The 17,572-nt window shown below is 38.1% G+C and carries 14 protein-coding genes; all 14 read right to left on the bottom strand.

Annotated elements, in window-relative coordinates:
• Positions 1-292 precede the first annotated feature (292 nt).
• The 14 genes from ADH49_RS10460 to ADH49_RS00885 all read right to left on the bottom strand — a co-directional run bounded on the left by ADH49_RS10460 (position 293) and on the right by ADH49_RS00885 (position 17,568).
• A complete protein-coding gene (locus ADH49_RS10460) occupies positions 293-463 on the bottom strand; it encodes a recombinase zinc beta ribbon domain-containing protein (protein ID WP_414260468.1) in 171 nt (56 codons plus the stop codon).
• A gap of 1,121 nt (positions 464-1,584) precedes the next feature.
• Complete coding sequence (locus ADH49_RS00945; protein WP_048688175.1) at positions 1,585-4,821, bottom strand: type I restriction endonuclease subunit R; 3,237 nt, start codon at positions 4,819-4,821, stop codon at positions 1,585-1,587.
• Between the two features lie 13 nt (positions 4,822-4,834).
• On the bottom strand, positions 4,835-5,932 hold the full coding sequence (locus ADH49_RS00940; RefSeq protein ID WP_048688173.1) for a restriction endonuclease subunit S: 1,098 nt from the start codon (positions 5,930-5,932) through the stop codon (positions 4,835-4,837).
• Between the two features lies 1 nt (position 5,933).
• Positions 5,934-7,673, bottom strand: coding sequence for a type I restriction-modification system subunit M (locus ADH49_RS00935; protein ID WP_048688170.1), 1,740 nt, complete (start codon positions 7,671-7,673; stop codon positions 5,934-5,936).
• A 3-nt stretch (positions 7,674-7,676) separates the two neighbouring features.
• Positions 7,677-7,886 (bottom strand): helix-turn-helix domain-containing protein, encoded by a 210-nt coding sequence (locus ADH49_RS00930; RefSeq protein WP_048688167.1) that lies wholly within the window; start codon positions 7,884-7,886, stop codon positions 7,677-7,679.
• Positions 7,887-8,269: 383 nt separating this feature from the next.
• The gene (locus ADH49_RS00925; RefSeq protein WP_048688164.1) at positions 8,270-8,989 is read right to left on the bottom strand and encodes a hypothetical protein; all 720 of its coding nucleotides are present in this window, start codon (positions 8,987-8,989) and stop codon (positions 8,270-8,272) included.
• Positions 8,986-10,260 carry a DUF262 domain-containing protein gene (locus ADH49_RS00920; RefSeq protein ID WP_048688162.1) on the bottom strand — a complete coding sequence of 425 codons (1,275 nt, stop codon included), beginning with the start codon at positions 10,258-10,260 and terminating at the stop codon, positions 8,986-8,988. The genes ADH49_RS00925 and ADH49_RS00920 overlap by 4 nt, the downstream gene beginning before the upstream one ends.
• Before the next feature lie 295 nt (positions 10,261-10,555).
• A complete protein-coding gene (gene rlmD / locus ADH49_RS00915; RefSeq protein WP_048688160.1) occupies positions 10,556-11,914 on the bottom strand; it encodes a 23S rRNA (uracil(1939)-C(5))-methyltransferase RlmD in 1,359 nt (452 codons plus the stop codon).
• A gap of 63 nt (positions 11,915-11,977) precedes the next feature.
• Entirely contained in the window at positions 11,978-13,303 is a 1,326-nt protein-coding gene (locus ADH49_RS00910; RefSeq protein WP_048688157.1) for an LCP family protein, read from the bottom strand.
• Positions 13,300-14,154 carry a prephenate dehydratase gene (pheA, locus tag ADH49_RS00905; RefSeq protein WP_048688156.1) on the bottom strand — a complete coding sequence of 285 codons (855 nt, stop codon included), beginning with the start codon at positions 14,152-14,154 and terminating at the stop codon, positions 13,300-13,302. The genes ADH49_RS00910 and pheA overlap by 4 nt, the downstream gene beginning before the upstream one ends.
• Complete coding sequence (locus ADH49_RS00900) at positions 14,145-14,630, bottom strand: shikimate kinase (protein ID WP_048688154.1); 486 nt, start codon at positions 14,628-14,630, stop codon at positions 14,145-14,147. Before ADH49_RS00900 ends, pheA begins: the two co-directional genes overlap by 10 nt.
• Positions 14,623-15,906: a 3-phosphoshikimate 1-carboxyvinyltransferase gene (aroA, locus tag ADH49_RS00895; RefSeq protein ID WP_048688151.1), complete on the bottom strand. Its 1,284-nt coding sequence runs from the start codon at positions 15,904-15,906 to the stop codon at positions 14,623-14,625. Before aroA ends, ADH49_RS00900 begins: the two co-directional genes overlap by 8 nt.
• Before the next feature lie 117 nt (positions 15,907-16,023).
• A complete protein-coding gene (locus ADH49_RS00890; protein ID WP_048688148.1) occupies positions 16,024-16,362 on the bottom strand; it encodes a YlbF/YmcA family competence regulator in 339 nt (112 codons plus the stop codon).
• A 99-nt stretch (positions 16,363-16,461) separates the two neighbouring features.
• Positions 16,462-17,568 (bottom strand): prephenate dehydrogenase, encoded by a 1,107-nt coding sequence (locus ADH49_RS00885; protein WP_048688146.1) that lies wholly within the window; start codon positions 17,566-17,568, stop codon positions 16,462-16,464.
• Positions 17,569-17,572: the final 4 nt, after the last annotated feature.

Genomic DNA, 17,572 nt, shown 5'->3' with positions numbered 1-17,572 from the left:
CTTTCACAACAATGGTTTTCCGTTGTTGTGAAAGCGCCTTTGATAATCTATAATTCTACAGTCCCCTCTAAAAATCTGACCGTTATCTGCCCATCCTCCGAATTGTTATACTATCCAGTACCTGACACATTTTAAAGGAATCAAATTCTCAGTAATCCTTATTTATCAACGCTGCCAGTATCATACTATGCTGCTTTTCTAATAACTGATTTTCTTCCATTATTTTTTTCCATTTTCCATGCAATATTTCCACATTCACACTCAGTAGTTCTATCGCTATTACTACGGCTTTTTAAAGTATTTCCTCATCGATATGATTGTTTAACCATCCAACCTGGCCTTTATTCCTATATCGATTATTACACAGTCGAACCTTACGTTTACCTCGACTTGTAGTCCAATTTTTTCTGCCAAATGCTGAACCACATTCGGCACAAAATACTTCTGTTGTAAAAGGATTGATTTTTTCTGAATGATATAAAATTGGAGCTTATGTTGTTCTCTAAATTTTTTTCTTCTTTCTATTTCTAACTGAACAATCTCCCACTTCTCTCTATACTAGTATATAAACTAATAAAAGGATGACTATTTAGTCACCCTGAAAATTTTCATAATTGTATCAAGTTTCACTCCAAAATACTGTTCTTCTAAAGTAAAATATTCACTCTAAGAAATTTCCCTTATTAATTTATCCTTCTAACATTAAAAACATCAAAAGTTCAGTCAGCGAAAGCATCTCATCCTTTATATCAGGACTAATACTCTCACTTTTAACACATTTAAAGAAGGATCTGTCAAAATATAATCTCAATCTATATAACACTACAAAAAAGTATTCCACAATTTGCAATACTCTTTTGTAGTGTCTCGCTAGCTTTGCATAAATGCTACCGAAGCTCCCCACCGCTGCGACGAGACACATTAGAAATTTTGAACCTTGCGAAATTATTGTTACCATAATCTTGCCCTCCATTACATTCAATACATTGAATAACCAATCACTTACTAAGTCTATAAGTATTTCTACAGCTACTTGTGTGACCAACAGAAAAAAGGTAGAGGAGTCTGATACATCGGTTAGCAGCAAATGGTGAGGAGGGGAGTCGAACCCCTATCCCCGATAACAGAAGATTCAATATTTCAATCTTATTCTATCATGAAATTTTTAAATAAACAATCATAATTTTACTCTTAATATTCTCAAAAATAAAACCTCAAGTTATGTTAAAAAATTCATCAACAACATCTACAAGTTTCCCCAAGAGCAAATCTTGCCTAAGTTTCATATATAAGAGGTGACACATTCATTCCCATAAAGCCATGCTCATTGGAAATAAAAGTATCCACTAAGTGTAAATGGAAATAAAAACTCAGTTAAAGCACCTATTGGACCAATACACTTAACTGCTGCTCTCAGTCTGATACCTCCACATATATCACAAAAACCGGGTGTCACTATTTTTTGTAACACCCAGAACTCCCGTAATATTAACTATATTTGTTATCTCCAATAGAACTAACCACTTAATTTTTTAGTAGTATAGTCTTCATAACAATAATTAAATGATTATTTTCAATGTAACCCTAGGCCAGACCGATCCATCCATACCCTTGTACTGCCATGTCGACAAAATGATTGATGAGCAAGGATACCTTAGAATCAAATGCTTCTTTATCATAACTTTCAGGAAGATCCTGATTTAATGATAATTCAACTTCATATTTAAGTTTGGCACGTGGCTGCTCATCTTTATACCAGTCTACCACAAGAAGGTTACTACGATTATCCACCAATTTCTTATAAAGATTTTTTGCAGAGAGTTTTACTTTTTGTTCCTCAACCTGTGTCAATTTCTTTCCAGCAACCAATAAATCGTAAATTTCCAATTCTTCTTCAGTAAGACCTTCTGTATTGGCACGATTGTCCTCTTGACGAAGTTCTTCAAGAAGCTTCACAAGTTGCTCATAATAATCTTCATTTTCTGTTCCGCCTGCATTATAGGAATCAATAATGCGTTTGAACCGTTCGGAGAATTTTGTTCTTGTACAATTTCTATTAATCATTTGTTCCAGCGCATTCTCTATGAATTCCTTCAAATCATTAATTTCAATAGCTCTATACTCAGCCAATTTTATTTCTTGTCTTAACTGTTCAATATCTATTTTAGATAAATCTATGGCCTTTGTCCCTTTAATCATGTACTGAGCTTCTTTCTCCCGAACATAATTAACGAAATCCTGACTTGTAATTACACTACCGTCCAGAATTTGGTTCATTTTCCGTCTAGCACGAGCAACCTTTTCATCATTAACAGTGTTATATAAGAGGCCATGCAAATATACAAGCGGTGCAAATTTATCATTATTCCAGTTCTTTTCAAAAATTTCTGGTTTCGATGCTTCATAGATGTTTATTAACGTGTTCAGAATAACTTTGAATTTCTCTTTATAGTCATCTTTAGCAACAATAGTGTCATAAGCACTTCTTAATAAATCCAGTTTATCCAAAGTATTGGCATCTGCAATTATTTTCTCTAAGTCAATATTCAATGATAACAAGAAAGAATCTGCTTCAGCAATCGTACCATCAATATATCCCATGAGCTGATCAATATTCTTCGCTGGAAATTCAGTGTCGTCATCACCGCTAGCATACTCTGTTAATGCCTTCTTCATGTATTTAAAGACATTTACATAATCAACGATGATCCCTGCTGGTTTCCCAGGATACACTCTGTTAGCACGAGCTATGGCTTGCATTAATGTATGACCTTTCATTGGCTTGTCAAGATAGAGTGTAGAAAGGTTCTTCACATCAAATCCTGTTAGCCACATGGCACATACAAATACTAATTGCAGAGGATCATCTGGGCTTTTAAATCTATCCTCGATATCTCTTCCATCCGGTGTAATTTCTTTCATCTTTGCACGATGCTCTGCTATTTTTAATCCCTGTTTAGCAAACTTTGTCGTTTCATCGTTCTCTTCGGAAATAATTACAGCCATTTCCACGTTATTCATATAGGCAAGAATGTGACTAAGCTGATCACGTTCTTCCTTTGTAGTAGCAGAATTTCGTTGCTTCGTAATATTCTGTTTTTCGATAGCCCAGTAATGCTGAACCTTGTCATACATTTTGACCGCAGTATATTTATCGACTGATACGACCATTCCTTTTCCAAGAAATCCGCGTCTTGGGAAGTGATAAGCTATGTCTTGCGCTACTTTATCTAATCTATCATCACGCTTAATAACTTCTAAAATTCGAGAGGATGCATTCTCCAATAGGCGAGTTTCATCTTCATTAAGGTTTTCCTCTTCGATAATATCTACAACGTCATCATCAAGAAAATCATTTTCAAGCCCTACTTCTGGAACGCGTCTAGAATAGAATAATGGTACAGTAGAGCCATCTTCAACAGATTGTGCAAAGTTATACTCTGAAACATACTCACCAAACCATTGATTTGTAAGGCGCTTAGAGCCAAGAAGAGGTGTCCCTGTAAATGCGACAAAATTTGCGTTAGGAAGTGCAGTTCTCATATTTTCCGCTAAATCTTTATACTGTGTTCTATGTGCCTCATCAACTAGAACAATGATATCATCACGTGTAGAAAGAACTGGATACTTCTTCGTCTTATCGTATCTAAACTTATGAATCAACGTGAAAATAAATGCTTTGTTGGTAGTTAAAAATTCGCGCAGTTGCTTGCTGTCCTTTGGTTGACATTCCTCTTTAGAACCGATAACTTCTGTGCGTACAAAGTTCTTATGAATCTGTGTATCCAAATCTTCACGGTCTGTGATAATAAGGAATGAAAAATTACCAGCTACTTTGCGTTTAACCTTACGTGCAAACATAACCATCGAGTAGGACTTACCCGAACCTTGTGTATGCCAGAAGACACCCAATTTACCATTCAATTCTTTTCTGTTTTTCACTGATTCCATCAGATTGTTTACACCTAAATACTGATGATTTTTAGCGATAATTTTTATTCGTTGATTTTCAAAAAGTATGAAATTTTCGATATAGTCAATCAATCTATCTTTGTTTAGCAAACCATCAACAAAATATCTTACCGAACTATCTTTTATATTTTCAGCTGAGTGGATAGCTTCTCTATCGAGTTTTTCCTTTTCACTGTCAACTTTAAGCCATTCAAAAAAGTAGTCATATGTTGCATTGAAGGCGCCCAATTTTGTTACTAATCCATTTGAAAGAACACAAATCTGATTGAATGCAAATAGATTCGGAATATCTCTTAAATAATCCTTTAAATTCTTATTATAGGCTTCTTCAATCTTAACGATGCTGTTCTTCAGTTCAATGAACACCATTGGCATTCCATTGATGAAAATAAGGATATCCGGTCTGCGATAATAGACCTTTCCTTGAATCCACATCTGAGAAACTGCTGTGAAAGTATTGTTCTCCGGATGCTCAAAATCGATAAGCTTTACAAAATCAAAATCTTCTTTTCCATTTTTACGAACTGTAATTTTTATATTATTGCGGATTTGTCTGTATATCTTATAGTTAGTATCAACAATATCCGTACCCGTGTAGTTCTGCCTTAAGTTTTTGACTATTTCCTTAATTTTTTCTTCGGAGATAGTAGGATTAATCCGTTTGAGAGAAGATAGCATAACATTAGGAAGTACACATTCTTTCTTAGAAGCCCTTCCTGTGCCATCATTCAAATCGTCTCGCTTACTAGGATCAGCATCACAAATGAGGATATCATATTTAAAGGGTTCCGCTTTTAACTTTTCAAGTATAACCTGTTCTATGTCGTCTTCAGATATAAAATTACGCATATGGTCCTCCTTATTACACTTCAAGTTTCCCACTCATTAGGCGTGGTAAAAGCATATCTCGTTGCTTTGTAATTCGTATTAACTGTTTCTTCAATACATTGATTTCATCAAACATTGGATTTATCAAATTATTGAAATGTTCCATTGTTATTGCATCTGGAACTAAGATTTTCAATTTTTCCAATCGCCCTTTGCTAATTTTTGGTTGAGCACTTCCTGTAACAACACTAGTTATAGGGAATCTACAAAACGTCAAATAAAGGAATCGTGTTGAAATATTACCTTTTCCTCTTATAACATGTGCATGATTATTAACCCAAAACTTGTCATTTACTAATTGAAGTACAGGAAACCCGTCCGTAGTAACAACAGTTCCATCTTCACCTAATAACAAGTATTCTCCGTCAAACAGATAATCATCAACATAATCCATTAACTTTGCTGCTCCGTAATATGGATATATTTTTTCCATTTCATCTCTTTGCATAGCGCTTAAAGGTACTCTCTGGGAATCAAAGAAATCCATCGATTCTGAAATAGGTTGATATTGCCATCCGATTGGGAGCGCACCAACAAATTCCACATCCTCATATCCTGGAAAGCGAAATCTTACAAACCATTCTTTATATAGATTCTCTGCCATTTGCTCCAACAATTTGATACGCTTGTTGTTATTTTCGATGAGGTTGTCGTAAGTTGTCAATATCGATGAAATCTTCTTTTGAATAACAAGTCTTGGTAGTAAAGCTTTGTGTTTTGATAAATTATTTATTGTGATTTGTGATTGAGCCGCCCCCGTATCCAAGTATCTCAAATTATTGCAAACAAATTGATAATATAAGTAACGTATATCTGCAACACTTTCATCAAGATCAACAATGATAGATAGATTCGTGATATAAGATTTTGGCGGTGAAATTTTTACATCCCCTGTACCTCCAACTCCTCTTGCTACCACAATTAAAGTCGGATTTTCAACCATGTATTCACTATAATATCCTGTTATTCTATATCCGCTGAAAACAGGATATCCATCGTCAAGAAACTTATCTTTATCAGGCATCTTTCCATAGCGAAATTTTGCTATATTCCCCAATTTCACATATTCCATATCACTCACCCAACAATTCTTTCAGATTATTTGCGATGAGTTCTTCAAGATTCTTTGCTTCAGCACTTAATGTAGTGAATTCAGCATTTAAAGAATACATTTCTTCTTTAAATTCTTCATGGGTTAAACCATCATCTTCAATAACCACACCGACATAACGTCCTGCATTAAGAGAGTAGTCTTGATCAATAATCCCGTCTTCACCATCCATAGGTGCTGCCTTACAAAGACCGATAACATCAGCATACACACCATCAGGGAATCTTTCAGTTAACCAGTCAATTTGTGTCTGCCAATATGCTTTTGTAAGAACTTCCTTATCATCAGAAGCTTCTGGAGCATTTGCAAGCTCTGCTTTATACTGATCAATCAAATCAACAAGAGCCTGTGTATCACCGTGATAAAGCTTGGTAATAACACCTAAGTTCTTAATCTGCTCATCAGAAAACTTTCTATGAGCACGGTCAATCTGTGTAAATACATTTCTCGCATCTATAAATAAGATTTCATTTTTCTTTTCAGTGTTTGGCTTCTGTTTATCGAAGAACCAAAGAGTTGCAGGAAGAGTTACTGAAGAAAACATATTAGAAGGAAGAGTCACCATCTGTGAGATGATACCTTCTTCAATCATTTTCTTTCTGATTTCATATTCTGAACCAGAAGCATCCGAAGCAGAATTAGCCATAACAAGAGCTGCTTTTCCATTCTCATTTAGCGCAGTAGCAAAGTAGCCAATCCATAAATAGTTAGCATTTGGCACTGTTTCTTTCTTATCAGCATTTTTCTTTGTCGATTTACTCTTGTTTCTTGGTACACCATACGTATTAAACCGAGCATCATCAGAAACTTTCTCAACCACAACCTCGTCAACATTAAAAGGAGGATTTGCCATTACATAATCAAACTGTCCAACTGCATTATACGGATCTGAATAAAATGAGTTAGCTTGTGTAATATCACCACGGATATTATTAAGGAGAAGATTCATCTTTGCTAGTTTTACTGTATCCGGTTCCTTTTCAACACCATAGCAACGGAATTTCATCTGCTCACTCTCGCTGGCATTATGATCATGCATATATCTTGCGGCCTGTACGAACATACCACCAGAACCACATGCTGGATCTAGGAACTTCTTTTCACCTGGTTGAGGATTTAACACTTCAACCATATATCTTACAACAGTTGCAGGTGTATAGAATGTTCCCCCATCCTTACCTTCCGAAAGTGCAAATTTCCCTAAGAAGTATTCATAAATTTCACCAAAAATATCAACCGTGCTATTTTCAGGAATATCCTTGAAAATACGCACGATGTTAGAAAGAAGCTCTGGTTCCTCTTCCGGTACTAGCTGCGCATATACTTCTTTAGGAAGGACACCCTCCATTCTATGATTTTCATTCTCAATGGCTTCCATAGCTTCCTTTACAAGAATAGCTTTGTTTGCATCATCCGGCGCGTCATTGATAAAGTCATAATAAGCACACTCAGGAAGATAGAATCCGCATTTTTCTATTGAAATTTCTTTCATGGATTTTTCCATACGTCCACCTTTAAGACGATTATACTCCTCCTCAATATCTTCCTTATGTTGTTTGTATAAAATATCTGCATATCTAAGGAAGATAAGTCCAAGAATAGGCTGACCATATTTATTTGCAGCTAAATGCGCTCCCGCACGAAGAACATCGGCAGAATGCCATAGTTTATCTTTTAATTGTTTCAGTTCTGTATCTTTCATTTGCTATTTTTTCTCCTTAATAAATTCAAGTACATCATTAGGAGTACAGTTCAGCGCTAAGCAAATACTCTCTAATTTATCTAATGCTATATATTTTCCTGTACGTATTTTCGTAATAATATTTGCTGAAATATTGGCATGTCTTATTAAATCTTGATTAGAGATGTCTTTTTCTATCATCATGTGTAGAAGTTTTTTGTAACTTACAGCCATCACAATTCCTCCATCAACGTTTTTATAAATTATATCACATTTCCGTGAATACGCATACAACTCTAAATTCTTTAAATCAAATCTAAATCACTCTCACAACATCTTTTAAACATTTTAAAAAGCGTCTTTCTTATGTTGCTGGAAAGGCATTGTAAAATAACATGAATCAACCATAATCACATTGAAGAATATCCTCCAATAAGAAAAAGGCATAGCCCTGAAGATAACCTCTGGACTATGCCATCATTTAAGATTACTGTTTCTTTTGGAGGTATACCGTCTCAACATATAGTGATAGGATCTACTCGTACTAAAGAACAAAAATGCCACAATTGTTTTTTAAATTATACTATAAAACGAAATTTTCTATTGGAAATAATAAATCACATATCCAGAAGAGATTTATTTGTTTGATTAAATTCATTGTATAGTTTAATCATAATTTTATCTATAACTATCAAAATATAAAACCAGGTAAAATAGTTAGAATCCCCAAATTCCTTATTCTCTAATTCATGTAATGTAGGCAAATTACGTTGATATGAAAGCGTATTATGGGCCAATCGATTTCTATGTCGATACAACATATCATATACTTTCTGACCTTCACTTTCTAGCAAATTGTAACCTTCTCCCTTTCTTGCAATGCCTTTATATCCAATTTTATTCTTTATATTACCCTTGAATTCTATGTAAGTATTACCATTCCAGTATTGGAAATTACTTTCATTAAAAATTTTACATATGATATCTTTGGATTCATTGACTATCAACTTTCTATCAAATTCAGATAGTTCACCCCTATCAAGTAGAATCATTAGGTTTTGATAAATAGACTTTTTAGAGTCATAAGTAGAAAAACCTTGGGAAGCATAATCTTTCAAAAAAACTCTCCGAAACTCAAAATCTTCAGTAGCTATTTCCCAAGCAATACATTTAAATTTTTGTTCTTGAAAACCTGTCATTTGTAGAAAAATTGTCTTAAGCAAGTAATCATTTAAAGGATAAGTTTCTATTCCTGTATTGATAGGAGTAATTGCAGAAATCCCTTCCAACATAATGGATTCAATAGGACTGTTAATAAATTCCTCATGTTTACTCATATCTCAAACTCCCTATAAATAGCAATTGATTTTTCAACTCTCTCACGTAAATATTTTAAGGCAGATGGATTTTTTTGGTGGTAGCTGATTGATACAGCTTTTGAAAATTCATATGTTGGAACACCCTGTTCATCAAGATATGGTGCTTTATATTCTTCTATTTGTTTCTCAATTCTTTTAGTTATGTCCGACCATTTTTCCAAATCAATACTCTTATTTTCAAATATTATTAAATAAATTAAACCAAAGTAATATAAGTCACAATCAATAATAGAATCAAAAGTATTTTTGGTTAAAGGTGAATCACTAATGAAATTACTCATGTTGTTATAGCGTCCTGAATGAGGATGTTCGCAAGAGAGTAGTTGTTCATTAGTATCAAATAATTCTTCATAGCTAATAAAATACTTAATATTTTTATCACCAATTATAAAATTGATATAATTTTCATAGTACTCCTCTAATTTTTCTTTTCTTCCACCAAATCCACTACATAAATTTTGAGCAGATGCCTCTTTTTTATATTGTGATAAAATTGATAAATATCTAATAAAATCAATGGATAACTCACCTTCAATAAGGTTGATAAATTTAGGCTTAAAGAAACTAGTTTTACTTTCATCTAAATAGTAAAGTGCTTCTCTACTTTCTTGACCAGTAAGAGACATTCCTTGTCTATTAATATTTCTAAAAACTGATGAATAATATCTTTGCTGATCCCCTATTTGACTATTACTAGGTACAAGATACGAAAATCCGAGAAAAGTATTCTTCAAAAAAGAACTATCTATTTCATTATCATTATTCAACTCTTTGAAATATTCATCCTTTTCTAAAGTTGATTTTATTTTTGAAATTGTTAAATTATCACCTATGAGTAAATCATTAAATGTCCAATTAATGACATCAGTGGAGGAATCTGTTTCACCTGCAAAATCGTCATTCTCATCAATATAATTTCTAACTTTATCTTTTGAATGCTTTTTATAGGTTTCACGGTCTGGAAAATAACCCAAAACGGACAATAAAATACTAGTTAACCTTTGTTGTCCATCAATTAAAAGATTTTTCTTCAAACCATTTTTAGTAAATGATCCAATAATTACAGGGGGAACAAATTCCTTATTTTTAAGAGAAGTAATCAATTTCTCTCTTTTAGTCTCGTCCCATGAAAAATTTCTTTGATAATCGGGCAGTATAATGTTTTTTGACAGAATTAATTCAATCCAATAGTCCAAAGAATATTCTCCGTAATATACTTTATTCTCCATAACTTTATATTCCTCTCTATTTATCAACACAAAATATCTGTTAATATATATTATACCATAAAACAACTGCAACCTCTCAGTAACAATCACTATAATTCTATCTTAGTCCATCTAAAAATAAACTGCAACAATCCCATTCTTATTTGTAAAAGTATAAACTATATTTTTACTTCTACTTCGCTGATGTTTCAGCTCGTACAAGCAGTGATACGGCCTCAACGTGATGCGTCTGCGGGACTCAAAAGCTCCAATGGAGCTTTGAATCATCTCGCCTTGAAATGTAAAAGCGAGATGTTTAACTGCGTTTTACCAATAAACTCACACACTCGACATGATGCGTTTGTGGGAATAAATCCACCGGCTGGACTTTCTTCAATTCATAGCCCAACTCTTGGTAGAGTTTGATATCACGCGCCATGGTTGCGACATTGCAGGAGATATAGGCGATGCGGTCAGCGCCTGTTTGGGCGCTTGCTTTGATAAAGCTTTCAGTCAAGCCCTTGCGTGGTGGGTCTACTAGGATAACAGTTGGTTGGATGCTTTCCTTAAGCCAATTTTTCATAGCATTTTCTGCTGTATCACAGACATAGTGGGCATTGGTGATGCCATTTAGACTAGCATTCTTCTGGCTATTCTCCACAGCTTCGGGGATGACCTCTACTCCATAGACTTCTTTAACATGCTTGGCAACGGACAAGCCAATGGTCCCAATTCCGGAATAGGCGTCAATCACGACATCTTCTGCTCTTAACTCCGCAAAGTCAATGGCTGTCTGATAGAGCTTCTCTGCCATTTCGGTATTGACCTGGTAAAAGGCTGGTCCTGAGATTTGGAAGCTATTGCCCAACATTTGATCGGTAATATAGTCTTGACCATAGAGAACTCGCCACTCTTTCCCAAAAATGGCATTGGTATTCTGGTCGTTGATATTTTGCATAACGGATTTGATGGCCGGGAATTGCTTGATAAACTGCTCGATCAACTGGTCCACACGGAAAACCTTGGGACGAGTAGTGACCAAAATGGCCATGATTTCTCCAGAATGATGTCCTCGGCGGACTACAAGATTGCGAATCAAGCCAGATTGTTCCCTCTCATCATAAGGCTTGAGGTCAAACCGACGAATCAAATCTCGAAGAGCCAAGACCACTTGGTCAATGACTGGATCTTGGATGTAGAAATCTTCGATCGGCATCAAATCATGAGAGTTCTTCCGAAAGAATCCTGTCTCTACCTGACCATTGACACGACGAACAGGGACTTGTGCCTTGTTGCGGTATTGGATAGGATGGTCCATCCCCAAGGTCAGGGGTACTTCGATATCAGAGATACCTGCCATCTTGTAAAGACTATCCTTGACCTGCTTGGCCTTGAATTTCAGTTGCTCGGGATAGGCCAGGTGCCCCAAGTCGGCAATTCCAGTTCGTAAGTAAGCCATGTCTAGCTCTTCATTGCGGTGAGGGGACTTTTCTAGGTACTCCTCTACTTTACCGAAGCCAATCTTTTTGTTGACTTTAAGCACGCGCATGCGGATCACTTCTCCTGGTAGGGCATTCTCCACAAAAAAGACCAGGCCATCGACCTTAGCCACCCCTGCTCCCTCATGGGTCAAATCGACAATCTCAACGTCTACAATTTCATTTTTCTTTAACATGGTGTTCTATCTTTCTACAAATTAAAAGGGATGGAGTTTTCAGACTCCTATCCCTTAATTATATCATCTTAAGCCCATTTGGGACAATTTCTTTTTATAAGCATCGAAATCGACCAGCAAGCCTTGACCACCATACATATCGTAGGCATCCACCCAATCCCCATTTTCTGGAATGGTAATACGTTCAATCCCCTTGCTGGCACTTCCGACTAAGCCAATTCCGTTTGTCAACAGGAAGGAGAAGGGTACATTGGTTGAGGTCATAGCGAAGACCTTTCCTAGTGCTTCAGATCCAGTAAAGAGCTTGGTTGGATCCTTGATTTGGTGAACAATGGCAGACATAACTTCTTGTTGGCGTCTTGTCCGGCCAAAGTCACCCTCATCATCCTTACGGAAACGAGCATAGTTGAGGAGGGTCCGGCCATCCATCCGTTGTTTTCCGACCTTAATGGTCTGATTTGGAACGACGCCATCTTTCATGTTCAAATCGTCTGGCACTTCCACTTCACTGACCTTTTCGCCATCAATCGTTGAAAACTGCGCATTCATCTCGACCCCATTTGGGAAGAGGGTATCGATGGCCGTCGCAAAGGTTTGGAAATCAACCATGGCATAGTATTGGATATCAATGTCAAAGTTATCCTTGAGCATCTGACGGACCAATTCCGCCCCTTGGTTGTTATTCTGCTCTCCAATAGTAAAGGCCGTATTCAACTTCTGGTCATAATAATCTGGATATTCTGGATCTGTTTGCTGGCTCACGCCATCAATATGAACCAAGGTATCCCGCATAAAACTGACCAATTTCACCTTGCCGTCCTTGTTGTTGACATTGACCACCATGATGGAGTCCGTTCGCGTCTCAGACGAGCTTTCCCCAATCCGACCATCTGTTCCCAAGATCAGAATATTGACCCCGTCTTTGGTCTTCTGACCGTTAAAATACTCTTTAACAGCTGGTTGGGCGTTGGTCCCACCGGGTTTGCTATTCAAACCTTTGAGAAACATGAAGACCATTCCACCAAGAACCAATAAGAAGAAGATGGCTATCCATTTTAAAATACGTTTAAAGCGGATCTTTCTTCCCTTATTACGTTTGGGAAGGGCTGCTCCTTCCTCTCGATTCTTTTTATTGGTTTTTTGTTTGTCCTTCCGGCTACGTGATGGATAGACTGGTAATTCATCAGAATTGTCTTCCCCTCTACTTGAAGGAACAACTGACTCTTCTGCTCTTGCTGAAACGGGATCGTCTTGGAATCGTCCCTCTGATTTATTTTTTAAATACTTGTATTCCAACTGCTCTTTTTCGTTCAGATAATGGTAGTTGGAATAAAGATAATCCAATCTCTTTTGTTCATGATAGGATAGGTTTTCTGATTCTCTACTCATACGTTCTCCGTTTCATTGTCGTTTAGCACATAGACCCAATAGTGGCCCAAGGTTTTGATGGATGCTCCTAGGGATTCCAGTTCTTGATAGGCAGAAGCAAACAGTGATTCGTCAGCATCCACCACATCGATAATAAAAAAATACTCCCCTAGGGCCGTCTTTAAAGGACGACTTTCAATTTTTGTTAAATTTAATTCTCTTGAAGCAAATGTAGATAGGGCCTGGCATAAGGAGCCCGCAATATTACTTGGTAAGGTAATCGCCAAACTATCCTTGCAGGCAGCTTTCTTCAGCGAGTGACTGCCTTCAAAAGGGCGCTGACCAAGGATCCAAAAGCGGGTGAAATTTTGATCCATCTCTTGAATATTACTGGCCACCACTTCCAGACCATATTCATCCTTGGCCTCTAAAGGCGCAATGGCTGCGATAGGAAGTTCCGGATGTTGAGAGACATATCGAGCTGCATAGGATGTCGAAGTTGTCATCTCCAGTCTGGCTTGAGGGAAATGCTCCTGGACATAGGCTTTCCCTTGGGCTAAAGCTTGTGGATGCGAATAGATCACTTCAATGGCTTGATCCTGTCTAACTGCTAAGAGTTGTTGCTTTATGGGATAGACTACTTCTGCGATAGCCTGAAAATGAGCCTGGTGAAAGAGGTAGTCAATCGTCTCATGAATACTGCCTTCGATAGAGTTCTCAACAGGGATGACCGCATAATCAACTTGGGCGGATTCATAGGCTTTGATCACTTCTGTGATAGACCCGTAAGGGCGTAATGTCGCGTCTTCAAAACTTTCAAGGGCTACATGATGGGTAAAGGATCCCTTAGGACCAAGATAAGCTACAAGCATTGGATCATCTCCACAATTTCTTCAGGTGTCTTATCAGCAACATCAATCACATGTGTGGCAACTTCTTCATATAAGGGCAGACGTTGTTCATACAAGGTACAAAACTCTTCTTGGTTTTTATCAAGAAAGAGAGGGCGCTTATTTACAGGATCAGTTGCCAGTCGTTGATAGAGGTGATCAAAATCAATCCGCAAATAAATATTACAAGCATTCTTCTTGAGAAGCTCTCGATTTTCTGGCTTCAGGACGATGCCCCCACCAGTTGAAATGACCGAGCTATCTTGATTGAGTAACTCTTTCAACAAAAGCGACTCTTGCAAGCGAAAACTCTCCTCACCATAGCGGGTAAAATAGTCAGAAATCGGCATTTCTAAGCGTCGAACTAAGAGTGCATCCATATCAGCAAAAGCTGGATCCAACAAACGACCAATAGTCGTTTTCCCTGCTCCCATAAAGCCAAGTAGTATTTTAGGCATGAGACACCTTCTCTAAGTCTGCAAAGAAGGAAGGGTAACTGGTATTAATTGCTTCAGCACGCGCAAGCTCCACTTCACCTTCTCTTACAAGCAAGGCTGCGATAGCTCCCATCATGCCGATCCGGTGGTCGCCAAAGGTTTGCAGACTAGCACCATGCAAAGGTGTTTTCCCTTCAATGATCATACCATCCTCTGTTGGAGTGATGGAAGCCCCCATGGCATTTAGACTATCCGCCACGACTTGAATGCGATCCGTTTCTTTAACTTTTAATTCTTCAGCATCTTTGATAATGGTTTTCCCAGAAGCTTGGGTTGCCAAAAGAGAAATAATTGGAAGCTCATCAATCAAGCGAGGAATCAAATCACCCGAAATTTCTGTTCCATGGAGGTCGGAAGTCTCTACGACAAGCGTCGCAGCCTTATCAAGAGGATCAACATCCAATATTTGAAGCTTGCCACCCATTTTTTCAATAACCTCTAGGATACCTGTACGAGTCTCATTGATGCCGACATTCTCTAGACGAATCTGACTATTAGGGACAATCAAACCAGCTACCAACCAAAAGGCTGCACTGGAAATATCACCTGGTACCGTCACCTCACAGGCTTGGAAGCTTTGAGGCCCACGTAGGCGAATTTCTTTGCCCTTCACGCTGATCTGGCCACCAAACTGCTGGATCATATCTTCGGTGTGATTCCGTGTCAGTTCTTTCTCTAGAATGACTGACTCCCCTTCTGCTTGCATGGCAGCAAATAGAAGAGCTGACTTGACCTGAGCAGAGGCTACCGGTAATGAATAATGGATTGGTTGTAACTCTTTTGTTCCATGAAGGTGAAGGGGCAACATGTCTCGATCTGTTTGACCCTGGACAGTGACTCCCATCTCTCGAAGGGGGATCGCCACTCGATCCATTGGTCGTTTGGACAAGCTATCATCTCCAACCATGGTGACTGGGAATGGACTTCCTGCTAAGACACCCGCTATCAATCGAGTGGAGGTGCCTGAGTTCCCCATATCCAGATTATTCTTAGGTTGTTGAAAGGCTTCGAAGCCTTTTCCCTCGATGGTGATCACTTGACCATCATCTTGGATAGAAACGCCTAGATCTCTAAATACTTGAATAGTGGATAAGACATCTTCACCACGTAGGATATCATAGACCTTAGTGGTTCCATGCGCAAGGCTTCCAAAGATAATCGAACGATGACTGATCGATTTATCCCCCGGAACACGAATGATTCCATTTAAACCCTTACAATTCGTTTGTAATTTCATGGCTTACCCTTTCAAGCTTTTCTAAAAATTTTACCATAAAAAAAAGCCATTTTCAACGTTCACTTGGAAGGTCCTCTAAGATGGGAGAGAAAAAGAGGTGGGCTCTCCACCTCTCCCTTATTTAAATAAATCTTGAACTGGATCAAAAATAATCCGTTCAATATCTCCTAGATAAACAGACAATTGCTGTTGTTTGGTGAAAAACTCATTTACAATTGGGTTTCCTTGTAATTTTCCAGCAAAGTCCTGCATTTCCTTTTGTTGGTCTTCAGTTGGCATTTGTCCAGACTGGATGACTCCATGAATTTCTTGTTGGAAAGCCAGGTAGTCTCCGAATAACGCTTTTGCATCGGCATCGGCATCAATGGCTTCCTTACTAGCAAGGACAGCCTTGTATTCTGGTAAGTCACGAATTCCGCGTGACAATTCATTGGCTAGATCATAAATATTTGACATGTGATTTCTCCTTAACAATTTGGTTTTGTTCTATTATACAAAGATTCTGGTACAACTTGTGTTAGAAACTGCTATTTTTGTAAAAATCCTACTTGGGACCTATTTGATCACTACGCTATAATCCGTTTTCTCGGTGATCAAGGCTTCGGCCCGTGCTTGATCTGCAGCTGTCTTAAAGGAAATCTGAAGAATCCCGTAGACATCTTCTCGGTTTTCCTCATTGATATGAATATTGACCAAGGAGGTACCACGAAGCAACTCCAGGATTCGAAGAATGACATCTTCTTCGTCTGGAACATCCACAAAAATATCGAAGGTGCTTTCAACCCCTCCTCTCTTATGGATCTGCATATGTTGGCGTTGGTTTCGACTGTGGTCAAAGAAGGACCAAATGGCATCTTCTTGCCCTTGGCGAATCATATCAGCAACTTGCTCAAGACGATCCTGAAAATCCGCTATCCGATCAAGAACCGAAGCTGGATTAGATAGCAAAATGGAGGTCCACATACTTGGCTCACTCTCCGCAATCCGCGTCATATCACGAAATCCTCCTGCAGCAAAGCGACCTGCTAAGGCATGCTCTTCTGTATAAGCAGCTGCTTGTCCCATCAGGGTAGCTGCCAATACGTGAGGAAAGTGGCTGATTTGAGAAGTGACCCGATCGTGTTCTATTGGATCTACCTCGATGAAACGGGCTCCAAGCCCTGAGAGGAGATCCTTCAATTCCAAGACCGCACTTGGGTCTGTCTCAGCTGTTGGGGTAAAAATGTAATAGGCATTTTCAAAGAGGGTGGAGTCAGCTGAGGCAGCTCCTGTCTTGTGACTTCCCGCCATGGGATGCCCGCCGACAAAACGTACTGGGAGATGCCTAAAAGCATTTTCGCCAGCTTCTACAATGGCCCCCTTGGTGGAGCCCACATCTGTCACAATGACTCCTTCTTTCAGTGGTATTTTCGCCAGTTGCTGAAAGGTTTGAATCGTTTGTTTGACGGGCAAAGAGACGATGATAACATCTGCACGACCAGCAAACTCTTCCAAATCAGCCGTCACCTCATCCACTATGCCATTCTTAAGTGCAATATCCCGTGAGGCCTGACTGCGATTATAGCCTAGTAAAGTCACTTGCGGATGAGCTTTCCGGATCCCCATGGCTAACGAAGCACCAATCAGTCCTAGACCGACGATATAAACAACCTTTTCTTCCATCTAT

The sequence above is a fragment of the Streptococcus sp. 400_SSPC genome (genome assembly GCF_001072745.1).
GTDB classification, from domain to species: domain Bacteria; phylum Bacillota; class Bacilli; order Lactobacillales; family Streptococcaceae; genus Streptococcus; species Streptococcus xiaochunlingii.
The sequence above is the reverse complement of the archived record's forward strand: the minus strand, read 5'-3'. Positions and strand labels throughout refer to the sequence as shown.